Here is a 13,109-nt window from a genome sequence, read left to right as displayed (position 1 = left end):
CGTTGAGTCGCGCTTCACCGGCGAGCGTGGGCGCGAGGCTCGTTTCGCACGATTTATCCGGCATGACGACCATCCGGACAGAATTGCGGATTAGGCCAGCGTCGATGTTGACTTCCATCATGAAAACGCCGGCAGCAGTGAATGCCGTGGCCACGCGAGGCGCCTGCGAGACGGATGGCCCAAAGAATCGAAGATTTCTGATGGGAATGCTTGTGGACGCGTTCCTATACTTCGTCACTTGCGCGCAGTGCTGCCCAGATTGCCGGGATGCGCGATTTTGCGTTCTTGCCATAACAGACGATGCCGTATTCCGAACAGTCGCTGCACTGGGGGCAGTATCACCCTCGGTTTATCCATGACGCGTTCCATGCGCCGCGCGGGGTGGCGGTGCGGGCGGCCCACGCGGACCCATTTCCCATCGGCGCCAAGGCCTACATCGTCGACGAAGACGAGTCATCGGAATGGGCCGTTCGACGGATTCTGGCCAATTTTTCCATCGACGTCATACAGAGCCGGACAGTGCGTGATTTCCTGTCCATTTATTCCGAGGGCGAGTGCGACTGCCTGATCATGGACTTTGGAAAATTGACCGCAGATAGGGCTGTCGATCGCGATTTGGCCCAGGCAAACGCCGCCCTGCCGATGATCTTCATCAAGTCCGAGCCTGAATTCGGCGACGCCGTCGAGGCCATGCGGCGCGGTGCGGTGGACTTCTTTGCCAAGCCGCTCAATTCCAGCCGTCTATCCCATGCCATTCACTTTGCGCTGCGCCTGAGCCGCCGCGCGCATCTGAATCGCGTGCGGGCGGAGCAGGAAGAAGCGCGAAAGGCGCTGCTGACGCAACGTGAGCTTGTGATCGTCCAAGGCGTGATTGCGGGGCATTCCAGCAAGGAAATCGCGGAACATCTGCATATCTCCGTGCGAACCGTGGACAACCACAAGGCGCGTGTTTATTCCAAGCTGAATATCAATTCTTCGCTTGCGTTGGCCCGGCTGTTCATCGGTCTGATAAAGCCCGGCACTGACTGGCGCTCGAGCGAGGGGCAATCCGATTATGTGCTGGCAAAAGGGTAGTTTTACTCTCCATTCCAGCCTCTTGTTCTTGAAATAATGTCTCGCCCAGTCTTCCGATACGTCAGTGCTGATCGTGGCCTGCAGCCTTGCGCGGTTCTGCGATGTAAATGCAAAGAGACATGGCGGAGCGTCAAGTTTGTCTGAGGCGCACGCGGTTATTGGGTCTCGCAGGCCGAGCGTTTTTACGCTCGGCCTGTTGAGTGATATTTAACGCGCAGAGCGCATCGTTGATTGAGTCACAAGGACTGTTATGAATAAAAAAATAATCTCCCGATTCGCGTGCTTGGGAGTCGCTGTTGGACTGATCGCAGTCAAGCCAGGCCAAGCCATCGCTGCCGAAGACTTCAAACCGCCCGTGGGCAAAATCTCGCAACGCGCCGCGCCCGTCAAGGGCACGCCTGCCGCCTCCCCGACGTCCACGGGCAGTCAGGAAATTGCCCGGTCCCGCGGCACGGCCATTGCTCCCGACAAGGGGCTGTCCATCACGTCGGGCGCAACGCTTAATTCCCAGTTGATCCGTGTGCGTACCTCCGGCGGAACCGGCACCTTGAACTTCCGGTTGCTCGACACCAGCGGCAAGCCCGCCGAACTGCCCGCCGGCCTGGTGTTCGGATCCGACGGCTCGCTCTCGGGCGCCGCGCCCTCCGTCGCCAGCCCCAAGACGCTGACCTACCTGATCCAGGTCGAAGATAGCGGTGGCGGCAAGGCCAGCCGGGCGGTGCAACTGACTATCAACCCGCCTTTGAATGTCGAAGGCGGTTCCATTCAAGCGACGGCGGGCGGCCGGATCAAGAGCCCCGTCAAATTCATCAACGTCAGCGGCGGCACCGGCAACTACGCCGTGTCCTATTCAAACGCTGATGGTAGCGCCATGCGTATCCCGTCCGGCTTGGTGCTCGACGGCAGCGGCCGTGTCAGTGGCGCGGTGCCCAAGTCTCTGGAAAAAATGGCAGGTCTTACCGCCACCATCAGCGACGAAGGCGGCGCCCGCGTTTCCATTCCGGTCGACTTCAACCTGGCGCCCGCGCTCGAAATCTCGACCAACCCGATCGAACTTACGGCCGGCGCCACGATGCCGACGGCATTGCCGGTGGTGAACGCCACGGGCGGTAGCGGCGCGGTGCGCTACGCGCTCTTCGACAAGGACGGCACGACGCCTGCCCGACTTCCCGAAGGCCTGAAGTTTGACGAGGCCACCGGCACGCTGCGCGGTCTGGTACCGCCCACGCCGCAAGAGGGCCGTTACGTGGTGCTGGCCCAAGACGCCGGCGGCGGCGAGGCAAGCGCCCGATTCGAATGGAAGATCAATCCCCAGCTTCAGATTTCGTTCGAGTAAATCGAAGTATTAAGTAAAAATAAAAAACCCGCCTTCCGCATTCTGGAAGGCGGGTTTTTATTTTTTGGGGACGTATTGGACTCGCGCCCTGTGGTGCTGCACCCCGGGTTTTCCTTTTATTGCACAACCCCCCCTGTGCTCCAGCGCAGCGATTCAGGACGTAACATCTCTTTCCGTCTGAGCGGCTGATCCCATTTGCCGATGGGGATATGCTTGGTGCTTAACTCGTATTTACGGGAAAGCCATGAGCGCATCGATTGAAGAACAGACTGCGGCTTTCAAGCCTGAACCCCGCATTTCGACCGGTAATTCCGGGATTGACGATATTCTGGGCGGCGGTTTGGATCCCAACAGGATGTATCTCTGCGAAGGGCGTCCAGGCGCTGGCAAGACCACCATGGGCATGCAGTTTCTGCTGGAGGGTGTCCGCCAGGGCGAGCGCGCGCTGTATGTCGCGTTGTCGGAAAGTCCGGCTGAGCTCAACCTCGTCGCGCACCGTCATGGATGGTCGTTGGATGGCGTCGAGATCCTGGAGATCGTGTCGGAAGACGTGCTGGACCCCGAGCGGGAGCTCACTGTCTTGCACCCCGCCGAGATGGAGCTGACCGAAACCACGCGGCTCATTTTGGACAAGGTGGAATCGCTGAATCCGTCGCGGGTCGTCGTTGACAGCCTCTCTGAACTTCGACTGCTGGCGCAGGGCTCGCTGCGCTATCGCCGCCAGATCCTGGCATTGAAGCACTTTTTCGCGAATCGCCAATGCACCGTGATTCTGTTGGACGACCAGGCGGCCAAAGAGGACGACCTGCAGTTGCACTCCATCTCGCACGGCGTCATCGCCCTTGAGCAGATGGCCGTGGATTTCGGTGCCCAGCGGCGGCGGCTGCGCATTCTCAAAATGCGCGGCGTGGACTTTCGGGGCGGTTATCACGACTTCACGATCAAGCGGGGCGGGTTGGAGGTCTATCCGCGGCTCGTCGCGGCCGAGCATCACAAGGAGTTTCATCCGACGCCCACCCCCAGCGGCAACGCGGAGCTGGACAGCCTGTTGGGCGGTGGCCTGGACCGTGGCACCAACGCCCTGCTGATTGGCGCGGCCGGCGTGGGCAAGTCCTCGTTGGCTGCCACCTACGCGGCATCTGCAACGCAGCGAGGCGAGCATGCTGCAATTTTTGCGTTTGACGAATCCCGGGCCACATTTTTTGCGCGTTCCCGCGCGCTGGGGATGGAACTGGATACCGCGCTGGATGCCGGATTGCTGAACTTCAAGCAAATCGATCCGGCCGAAATGTCCCCTGGCGAATTTACGGCGTTGGTGCGGCGCGCTGTCGAGCAGGGCGGGGCGCGCATCGTGGTTTTCGACAGCCTGAACGGGTATATGAATGCCATGCCCGACGGACGGTTTCTGATTCTGCAGATGCACGAACTTCTCAGTTACCTTGGCCAGCAGGGGGTGACGACCGTGATGGTGCTTGCCGAGCATGGGCTGGTGGGCCCGATGGAAACGCCGCTGGACATCAGTTATCTCAGCGATACGGTAATCATGTTGCGTTACTTCGAATACGGCGGACGCGTGCGTCGTGCGATTTCGGTCGTCAAGAAACGCAGCGGCGCGCACGAACACGTGATGCGCGAATTCACCATGTCGTCGGCAGGTCTGACCCTGGGGCCGCCCTTGACCGCCTTTCATGGACTGTTTTCGGGCACCCCGCAGTACACGGGTGAAGACCTGCGACTATTGAGCGTACCCGATGCTTCGTCCTGAGGATGCCGAAGCGCGTGTTCTGGTGTATGCCCCGATCGGTCGCGATGGCACGGCCGGCGCGCGGCTGCTGCAGCGCGCCGGCTTCTCTACATACGTGTGCAAGGATGCGCAAGACCTGCTGATGCAGGCGGAAACCGGCGCCCTGACGGCTTGCATTACCGAGGAAGGGCTGTTCGGCAAGAATCTGGACTTGGTGAGCGAATGGCTGAAGGCGCAGCCGGCCTGGTCCGGACTGCCGTTTGTCGTGCTGACCGGTAAGTCGCAGAGCGGACCCGTCGTGCGGTGGCGCAAGAAGATGACGGAGCTGCTGGGCAATGTGTCGCTGCTGGAGCGGCCGACCCAAAGCCTTGCCCTGACCACGATGGTGCAGACGGCGGCGCGCGCAAGGATGCGCCAGTATGAGATCCGTTCTCTGTTGTGGGCCGAGAAGCAGGCGGCCCAGGCGCTCGAGTCCATGGTGGCAAGCCGGACCCGGGAGCTGGAAATGGCCAATGCCGAACTTCAGCAACAGATGCTCGAGCGCAGCCGGATTGAAGAGTCGCTGCGCCAGGCCCAGAAGCTTGAGGCGCTGGGACAACTGACGGGGGGCGTGGCCCACGATTTCAATAACCTGCTGATGGTCATTTCGGGGGGGCTGCAAATGCTGCAGCGTCCCATCGACGATGCGCGGCGTACCCGCCTGTATGCGTCGATGCGGCAGGCGGTGGACCGGGGCGCCTCGTTGTCGCGGCAGTTGCTGACGTTTGCCCGCCGCCAGGCCTTGCGTCCGCAGGTAGTGGACTTGAACACGGTCGTTCGCGACATGCTCGACATGCTGGAGCGCAGCCTGCGTGGCGACATTGTCGTTTCGCTGGCGTTGGCCGACGGCCTGTGGCCGGTGGAGGTCGATCCGGGCGAGCTTGAACTCGTCATCCTGAATTTGGCGGTCAACGCGCGCGATGCCATGCCCAACGGCGGCGTGATCGAAATCCGGACCGAGAACGTGGCCGCGCCGGGGCAGGGCGAGTTGACGGTCGACCACGTTGCATTGCGCGTGACGGATACCGGCACGGGCATGTCCGAAGAGGTGGCGGCGCGCGTGTTCGAGCCATTCTTCACCACCAAGGATGTTGGCAAGGGATCGGGCCTGGGGCTGCCGCAAGCGTATGGATTTGCCAAGCAGTCGGGCGGCGCCATCGAGCTTTCCACACAGCCGGACATGGGCACCACCGTTTCGGTGTGTCTGCCCCGGTCCGCAAAGCAGGCCGCCACGCGCGGCCGCCCGGCCGATGTGCGTGCGGTTCGGGAACGCGCCTCGACGCTGAATGTCTTGCTGGTTGAAGATGACGCCGAAGTGGCCGCGTTGACGGCCAGCATGCTGCAAGAGTTGGGTTATGCGGTCACGCCCGCTTCCAGTGCCGCCGAGGCGTTGGAAGTGCTGAACGGCGATGGCCGTGTTGACGTCATGTTGACGGATGCCATGATGCCGGGCGGTAAGAACGGCATCCAATTGGCTCGGGAAGTGCGTATCCGGAACCCGGGACTGCCGGTGGCGCTAATGACCGGGTTCATGGGCGAGGAAGTGAAAAAGGCCGGGCAGGAAGGCATTCCGCTTCTGCCCAAGCCTTACCGGCTAGAGCAACTGGCCGGCCTGTTGATCCGGTTGACCGGCGCGCGCGCGTCGGGGCGGACGTAGCGGTCCTGGCGCGGGAATGGCAATTGCTGCGCGAGCCTTGACCGCCAGGCTTGACAGCCACGCGCCAAGGAGACGCCATGATTGCAGAACGATTGCGTAGATTGCGCCGCATCGCGGCTTTTGCCGCCGAACGGTCGGGGGACTATGTGGAGTTGGTGGGGATCGAGTTATCCCTGTACCGGTCGGCGCTGGTTGCTACCGTCATCAGCAGCGTGGCCCTTGTGTTTTGCGGGTTGGGCACGCTGGGCTTTATCTCGGTGGCCGCGATTGTGAGCTTCTGGGACACCGAGCATCGCAAGCTGGCCGCGTGGCTGGTGGCCGGCGCCTGGCTGCTGATCACGCTGATTTCGCTGACGATTTCGACACGGAGCGCGCCGAAAGCGTCGCCCTTCGCGGAACTGAGTCATCAGGTGCGCCTGGATACCGCTGCTGCACGGAGCCATTATGCCCAAGACGACCACACTGGCTGATAAAGAGGCCCTGCTGGCCAAGATGGAGCGCGACCGCCAGGCGCTCGATGTTCCCATGCCGCGACGCTTACCGCTCAACAGAGCGGCCGGGGCGTGGGCCCGGACGGCCGCGCTGGCCGCCGGTGCGACGCTGGGATGGCCGCGCTTTTTGCGCCAGCCGCTGCGCGCCATGGCAGCGGTGGCCATGCGCGACCGGGTTGCCGAACTGATAGGCCGCATGCAGGTGCGGCGCGTCAGCGATCCGATGTCGGATCCGGAACTGGCCCGGTTGGAGAAGATGATGGCGGACGTGCGCGCCGCTGCCGCCAGGTCGGCCGACGACGCGGAGATCGAGCGGCTTCGGGCGCAACTGGATCTTCAAGTGGCGCGGCTGCGCAAATTGCGTGTGCAGCAAGGTCAGCGCGCCCAGCTCGTTCAGGAGTCTCAAGTCATGCAGACCATTCCGCCCATTCCGCGAACCCGGCAGACCCCTCCCGTGCCGGCCGCGCCGGCGGGCCGTGACGTTTCATCGATTCCATAGCGCAAAGGCAAACGCGAGGCGCGAACGCGCCTGCTGCACGGGTGGACCCACGCGGGTCCAATGCACGGGCGGATCATGGCCGGTCCAAGAGCGCCCACGGACCCGCGCCCCTTCACTGCCGGCGGCGACTGCGCGCGCGTTGCCGATGCTGTTTCCGCGCCCGGCTTGTCAGGGCGGACGCCAAGGCAAGCAGCTTTTCCTCGTCCAGTCGTTCAGCGTCGACCAGTTGCTCGTCGGCGCCCTTCACCGCAATCAGCAGTTCGTCCAGCTTCAGGTGCAGCGCCTCGCTGTCCTTGTTCTGGCTTTGCTGAATCAGGAAGACCATGAGAAACGTGATGATGGTGGTGCCGGTGTTGATGACAAGCTGCCATGTCTCGGAAAAGCCGAAGGCGGGGCCTGAGAACGCCCACACGACCACCGCGATCAGCGCGATGCCGAACGCGACAGGCGATCCCGCTCGCTTCGTGACTTGCGATGCGAAGCGGTCAAAAAAGTGGGAGATCGGGTTCACTTTTCCGGCCTTCCCGGGCCGGGATTTTGGCTCGCACTTTGCTCGCCGCTTTGCTGCACTTCTCTTTGGCATGGCGCTCCATTCCTACACGCTCGGACCTGCGTGACGTAAAACCCGACAGCAAGCTTCATGCCCGAGCGCTCGCCCGCCACGCGGCATGGCACGTGCTAGGCTCACGGTGTCTTTCGCCCCGTCACATTGCAATGAAATCTCTACTGCAGTCTGAAATGTTCCTGCTGCTGGCCTGCGGGCTCGCGGTCGCGGGGCTCTTTGTTGAGCCGCATCTGGAAGGGCTAGGCCAGGCCGGCAGCCTTGTTGAAACGGTCGTGCTGATCGCCGCGATTCTTGCCGCGTCGCTCAGTGTTGCGCGCCATGCGGAACGAATCGCGCAGAAGCTGGGCGACCCCTACGGCAGCATGATCCTGACCTTGTCGGCCGTGCTGGTCGAAGTGATCGTGCTGGTGATCGTGTCGGCCAAGGCGGGCTCGCCGACGCTGGTGCGCGACAGCATCTATTCGGCCGTGATGCTGGACATCAACGGGATCCTTGGCGTGGCCGCGCTGATCGGCGGCTTCAAGCACGGCGAGCAAGCCTACAACGACGATTCGGCGCGCACGTACAGCGTGATGATCCTGACCGCCGTCACGGTGTCGATGATCATCCCCGAGTTCGTTCCGCAGCCAAGCTGGCGGGCCTACAGCGCTTTCACGGTGGTGTCGATGCTGCTGATGTACGGCGTGTTCGTGCGCATGCAGACCGGGCCCCACAGCTATTTTTTCAGCTACAGCTATCCGGACAAGAAGACGCGCAAGCCCGCGCCGGCGGGCGCGCAGCCAAATTGGCGCCAGTCGGCAGTCGTGATGGCGGTGGGCATTGTGGCGGTGGGCGCGCTGGCCGAACTGATGTCGCACGCGCTGAACCGCGGCCTGAAAGGGATGGACGTGCCCGTCGGTCTGATCGCGCTGGTTGTGGCGGGCATCTCGGCGGCGCCCGAGATGTTGACGGCGTTTCGCGCGGCGTTGGCCAATCGCATGCAGTCGGTGGTCAATATTGCACTGGGCGCGTCCCTGTCCACGGTGATCCTGACCGTGCCGGCGATGGAGGCGATGGCCTTGATCACCGGTCAGCGGATCAACATGGCGATGACGCCGCTGCAGACGCTGATGATGCTGGTCACGCTGGTTGTCGCGGCCATCAACCTGAACGACGGGCAGACGAACGCCATCGAGGGCCTGACGCACTTTGTGCTGTTTGGGGCGTTTCTGATGCTGCTGTCGCTGGGGTTGTAGCGGGCGGGCCAGGTGCAAGCGCTCGCCCGGTCATGGCTGCGCCGCTTCTCGGATGGTAAGGGCTATGCCTTCGGACCAGATTTCTTGGGCAGCACGGCAGGGGTGTCGTCAGCGGGCTTGAACACCCCGCCGTCGGTGTCCGCTTCCGGAGCGGGATTGCCATCGATGGCGGGCGCTTTGCCGACGGACTCGCCCTCGCGTGCGCGTTCGCGATCATTGGCCTTGCCCAGGCCCTTCTGGACACGGTCCGCGATGTCCACCTGGTCTTCGGTTGACGGTTCCGGGGCGGGATTGCCATCCGCGTTCGCGCCTGCGTGCCGCGGATCGCGGGCGCCGGGTGCATCGAGGCTGCGCGAAGGGGGTGCGTTCATGGTGCTCTCCTTGAAAACGTCCCTGGGCGGCAAGTGCCGTGCCTGCCCTCGCGCGTCCCGCGCTTACCCACGCTCGGAGGCCATCACGGGCTCCGCCTCGGACTCGCCCTCGGCGGCGCTGACGTGGACGATGCGTTCGGGCAGCGCCAGCGCGATGCCTGCCGCCTCGAGCGAGCGCATGATGCCCAGGTTGATCGACTGCTGCGTATCCATGTAGCGGTTGTAATCCGCGCTCATCAAGTGGTAGACGGCCTCGTACTCCAGCGCGCTGTCGCCAAATCGCGCCAGGTGGGCGCGGTCGAATCGCACGTCGCTCTGCTCGTTGATCCGGTCGCGCAGGATGCCGGGCACTGCCGCGGCACGTTCGACGTCGGTCTTATAGCTGATGCGTACCGAGAAGACGATGCGCCGTTGCTGCATGCGCTTGTAGTTCTGGATCGTCTGCTTGAGCAGTTCGGTATTCGAGCACACGATCTGTTCGCCGCCCAGGCTGCGGATGCGCGTGGTCTTCAGGCCGATGTGCTCGATGCTGCCGGCCACTGCCCCGAACACGATGAAGTCGCCCACTTCAAACGGCTTGTCCAGGCCGATGGAAATGGAGGCGAAGAGGTCGCTCAGGATGGTCTGCACGGCGAGGGCCACGGCGACCCCGCCGATGCCCAGGCTGGCGACCAGCGCCGTGATGTTCACACCCAGGTTGTCCAGCATGGCCAGCAGCGCCACGGCCCAGACGAAGGTGCGTAGCAGCAGGCCGAGCAGGGTGGCGGTCACGCGGCTGGCGTCGCCACGTGCTAGCACCGCGCGGCGCACCAGCACGTCCACGGCGCGCTCCAGCCACAAGGCGCCCTGCAACGCCAGCAGCACGAACCACAGATGGCTGATGGTGGCGCCGCTCCAGGGCAGGGGCGCATCGCTGACGTCGATGCCGGCCATCAGGCACAGCAGCGCGAGCACGACCCAGTTGGTCCGCCGCAGTATCTGCGACATGGCGCTGGCGAAACCATGGCCAGGCAATTGCGCGCGCGCCTCCAGCCGCGCGCGCACGACCTTCAGCACGGTCGCAAGCACCATGAAAAGCACCGCGCCCACGCCGAGTGCGATGATCCAAAGCGCCATCGGGTGCGCGTTGAGCCAATCTCCAAATATCCATGAATTCATTACGGGGCCTCCCATGCACGGAGCGCCGACCGCAGCAAATGTTGTTCCTCGTGTGCTTGGGAAGCCGAGGCAGGCCCCCGAAGCCTGAGCCTCAGGGGCGTCGAGACATTTACTTTTTCAGACCCGCCAAGGCGTCGCGCAGCATGAGCTTGGGGTTTTCGTTGCACTGCTTGACCAGCATCGGCGTGCGGGTGCTGATGCCCTCTACGTCGACCACAGCCTCTTCGGGCTTGCCTTTGTTGTTCAGCGCTTCTGCATAGCTGACGACGACGGGACGAAAGCTCTCTTGGACGTCGAGGAAGTCCTGGCATTGCCACATGCCGAGAGGCTTTTTCGCATCAGCTGCCTGGCCGGTGACCGAAAAGGTCAGCGAGCCAATGAGACCAATCATCAGTAGGTGCTTCTTCATGTTCGAGCTCCTGGGGTTGGCTTGCAGATGGAATGGCTTACAGCGAAAAAGTGAGCCGGCAGGCTCACCGATTTACATTACTGAAATCGGATGGGCGTCGTCAACGCGGCCGACATCCAACGGCGGAGGGGGATTCGCCCATACCGGTTACGCCGCAACGCCCGGCGACGTCATTGCAGCGCCGTGTCCAGCAGCATCATGAGCACGAATCCCAGCATGAGGCCGCAGGTCGCGGGAACCTCGTGGCCTTTTCGATGGGTCTCGGGGATGATTTCGTGGCTGATGACGAACAGCATGGCGCCAGCCGCAAAGCCCAATCCCCAAGGCAAGAGCGAGGCCGACCAGCCGACGACGGCCGCGCCAAGCACGGCGCCCAGCGGTTCCACCAGCCCCGATGCCATCCCGAAGCCAACGGCGAATGCGCGCCGATAGCCCGCGGCGAGCAGGGCAATGGCCACCACCAGCCCCTCGGGAACGTCCTGGATTGAAATGCCCATGGCGAGCGAACCCGCCTGCACGGGATCGGCGCCGGCGTAGCCGACGCCGATCGCCAGGCCTTCCGGAAAGTTGTGCAGCGTGATGGCGAAGACAAACAGCCAGGTGCGGCGCAGGTTGCGTGCGGGCTTGCCCTCCTTGCCCTTGATGAAATGCTCGTGGGGCAGCACGCGGTCCAAGAGCAGCAGCGCCAGTGCGCCGAGCAGGATGGCGCCGGCTATGGTCAGTCCCGCGGCCCAGGGGCCGCTGCCGAGTTGCCGGGCCGCGTCCAGGCCCGGAATGATCAACGAGAACGCGCAGGCGGCCAGCATGATGCCCGCGCCGAATCCCAGCAGGGTGTCCTGCACCCGCTCGGGCACGCGTTGCGAGAACGCGACGGGCAACGCGCCCAGCGCGGTAGCGCCCGCAGCGAGCAAGCCGCCCAACAAGGCGGCGCCAACTGCGGGATGGCCGGCGTCCAGGTATCGCCATAACGCGAACACGCCCAGCCCGCACACGATGAGCAGAGCCGTTCCCATCAGCCCCCTCAGCATCGAGGTCCGCGGGTCCGGCAGCGCCTGGCCGGCTGGGGAGGTCTGGCGGGGCACTTAATACGTTCCCGAAAAGAGGCCGCGCGCTGCCGTAAGACGTGCAAGCGCAGAGGCCGTCAACGTTGAATCCGGTTGTGAGCCGTGGCATGGCCGATCCATGGATGCTCCTCAGGGTGAAGACCGGAGCTTTGTTCACCGGGGGCTGCCGGCCGGGTGTGGCCGTCGAGCCCTAGCAATGCGCGTGCCCGGGCGGCCGGTACGTCCCATGAAAAGAGCGCCCGAAGGCGCTCAAGCGGACCGCGCGCGGCGCGCGTCAGGTCAGGCAGAACTGCGGCGTGCCGCTAGGGTCGACGCGCCGGATGCCCTTGAGAATCCACTTCGCGTGCCGCTCGGCTTCATGCTGAGCCGAAAACAGCTTGCCGCTCGGAATGGGCCAGACTGCTTGCTGGTCCTCAAGGTCGCCGTCACGCCGGGTCGTGACGTCCAACCGGTACTTGCCGCTGGGCAACTCAATGACGTCGCAGTGGACTTTGAATCCATCTACGCAAATACCTTGTTCAGTATTCATCGTGCGCTCCAGAGAGTGTGATGTATGAGAATCGTGCTGCCACGGGATTTTCCAAAAACTGCCTCCGCCAGGGTGCAACAAAGTGCAATAATTCCCGACCAACCTCGGCATGGTTTGAGGGACCGACCAGTAGTTGGCTGGCCAGGCTGCCAGGGCCCCAAGCAATTCGGGCCCTGGACGAGGTCCAGGGCCCGGCGGGACATGCACAGCAGGCGGGTACTACCTGCGCGTGCTCATGAAGGGGGACGAAGGGGCGCGGCTCACTGCCCGAGATTTGACGCCGTCTTTCCAGCCGGCTTTCCACATCTCGACGCGGCTGCGCCATTCATTGACGGATTCGCCGGTGTGCGCAGGCATGGCTGCGGTGCGAAGGTAGGGGCAATCCAAAAGGGTCAACCCCTGGCGCGCGGCGTCTGCTCCCAGCTTCTGGATATCCACTTGCATGGCAACTCTCCCAAAAGATGCGAGCGCCTAGTTTGCCCAGCGCAAAACGCTCGCGCAACGAAGGGCGTGTAACTTCGCGTTTCTGTGTTACATCGCCGTAAGACCTGCCTGTCGATCCGCAAAAAAGTGCCCCGCAATGCGGGGCAAAGACTCACGGTTCAAACAAAACGCAAGGCCACAGCGACGTGGCGAGGCCGTGCCAGCCATCGGGCTCCCCAACCAGAATCCGATAACTGTGTCGCTGTGACACCTCGACGTCCGCAACTAATGTTCCCATCGCACACGTGCGCGGCCTACTGATTGCAAAGCGATTGCGCTGCGTGACGCCCGCCTCGTGATGCACGCGGGGTGAGGGGATTTCTACACGACCGGAAAAAATGACTGGCGGAGCGCCGCGTGCGTGAACAGCTCGCGGCACCGCCAATTGGCGCGGTTCGGTCAGGCCCGCGACTTGCGGCGCTCGGGCATATCGTATCGACCACACGACAGGAGGA

General features: G+C 63.3%; 14 protein-coding genes. 7 read left to right on the top strand and 7 right to left on the bottom strand.

The window, feature by feature from the left end; translation table 11 throughout:
- The first annotated feature begins 300 nt into the window (after positions 1-300).
- From KVT32_RS18075 to KVT32_RS18050, 6 genes are all read left to right on the top strand, one after another.
- Positions 301-1,074 (top strand): response regulator transcription factor, encoded by a 774-nt coding sequence (locus tag KVT32_RS18075; protein ID WP_142054157.1) that lies wholly within the window; start codon positions 301-303, stop codon positions 1,072-1,074.
- 355 nt (positions 1,075-1,429) lie between these two features.
- Positions 1,430-2,410, top strand: coding sequence for a putative Ig domain-containing protein (locus KVT32_RS18070; RefSeq protein ID WP_217618617.1), 981 nt, complete (start codon positions 1,430-1,432; stop codon positions 2,408-2,410).
- 244 nt (positions 2,411-2,654) lie between these two features.
- Positions 2,655-4,175 carry an ATPase domain-containing protein gene (locus tag KVT32_RS18065; protein ID WP_217618616.1) on the top strand — a complete coding sequence of 507 codons (1,521 nt, stop codon included), beginning with the start codon at positions 2,655-2,657 and terminating at the stop codon, positions 4,173-4,175.
- Complete coding sequence (locus KVT32_RS18060) at positions 4,162-5,850, top strand: ATP-binding protein (RefSeq protein WP_217618615.1); 1,689 nt, start codon at positions 4,162-4,164, stop codon at positions 5,848-5,850. Before KVT32_RS18065 ends, KVT32_RS18060 begins: the two co-directional genes overlap by 14 nt.
- Before the next feature lie 77 nt (positions 5,851-5,927).
- Entirely contained in the window at positions 5,928-6,320 is a 393-nt protein-coding gene (locus KVT32_RS18055; RefSeq protein WP_217618614.1) for a phage holin family protein, read from the top strand.
- Positions 6,295-6,840 (top strand): hypothetical protein, encoded by a 546-nt coding sequence (locus KVT32_RS18050; RefSeq protein ID WP_217618613.1) that lies wholly within the window; start codon positions 6,295-6,297, stop codon positions 6,838-6,840. Before KVT32_RS18055 ends, KVT32_RS18050 begins: the two co-directional genes overlap by 26 nt.
- A gap of 112 nt (positions 6,841-6,952) precedes the next feature.
- Here KVT32_RS18050 and KVT32_RS18045 read toward each other — a convergent pair whose 3' ends face one another.
- Positions 6,953-7,351, bottom strand: coding sequence for a low affinity iron permease family protein (locus KVT32_RS18045; RefSeq protein WP_371825599.1), 399 nt, complete (start codon positions 7,349-7,351; stop codon positions 6,953-6,955).
- A gap of 203 nt (positions 7,352-7,554) precedes the next feature.
- Here KVT32_RS18045 and KVT32_RS18040 point away from each other — a divergent pair, with 203 nt between their 5' ends.
- Positions 7,555-8,640, top strand: coding sequence for a calcium:proton antiporter (locus KVT32_RS18040; protein WP_217618611.1), 1,086 nt, complete (start codon positions 7,555-7,557; stop codon positions 8,638-8,640).
- 62 nt (positions 8,641-8,702) lie between these two features.
- Here the strand turns inward: KVT32_RS18040 and KVT32_RS18035 are convergent, their stop codons facing one another.
- The 6 genes from KVT32_RS18035 to KVT32_RS18010 all read right to left on the bottom strand — a co-directional run bounded on the left by KVT32_RS18035 (position 8,703) and on the right by KVT32_RS18010 (position 12,615).
- Entirely contained in the window at positions 8,703-9,011 is a 309-nt protein-coding gene (locus KVT32_RS18035; protein ID WP_193725306.1) for a hypothetical protein, read from the bottom strand.
- Between the two features lie 63 nt (positions 9,012-9,074).
- Positions 9,075-10,169 (bottom strand): mechanosensitive ion channel family protein, encoded by a 1,095-nt coding sequence (locus KVT32_RS18030; RefSeq protein ID WP_254636924.1) that lies wholly within the window; start codon positions 10,167-10,169, stop codon positions 9,075-9,077.
- 109 nt (positions 10,170-10,278) lie between these two features.
- Positions 10,279-10,578 (bottom strand): acid-activated periplasmic chaperone HdeA, encoded by a 300-nt coding sequence (gene hdeA / locus KVT32_RS18025; protein WP_056323268.1) that lies wholly within the window; start codon positions 10,576-10,578, stop codon positions 10,279-10,281.
- 170 nt (positions 10,579-10,748) lie between these two features.
- Positions 10,749-11,606, bottom strand: a complete 858-nt coding sequence (locus tag KVT32_RS18020; RefSeq protein ID WP_175156006.1) for a ZIP family metal transporter — start codon at positions 11,604-11,606, stop codon at positions 10,749-10,751.
- A 310-nt stretch (positions 11,607-11,916) separates the two neighbouring features.
- Positions 11,917-12,171 carry a hypothetical protein gene (locus tag KVT32_RS18015; protein ID WP_056323270.1) on the bottom strand — a complete coding sequence of 85 codons (255 nt, stop codon included), beginning with the start codon at positions 12,169-12,171 and terminating at the stop codon, positions 11,917-11,919.
- Positions 12,172-12,390: 219 nt separating this feature from the next.
- Positions 12,391-12,615 carry a CrpP-related protein gene (locus KVT32_RS18010; RefSeq protein ID WP_056323273.1) on the bottom strand — a complete coding sequence of 75 codons (225 nt, stop codon included), beginning with the start codon at positions 12,613-12,615 and terminating at the stop codon, positions 12,391-12,393.
- Positions 12,616-13,109 lie beyond the last annotated feature (494 nt).

Origin of the sequence: Achromobacter sp. GbtcB20 (assembly GCF_019091095.1) — a bacterium.
GTDB classification, from domain to species: Bacteria; Pseudomonadota; Gammaproteobacteria; order Burkholderiales; family Burkholderiaceae_B; genus Achromobacter; species Achromobacter mucicolens.
Note: the sequence above shows the minus strand (reverse complement) of the source record. Positions and strands in the feature narration are given on the sequence as shown.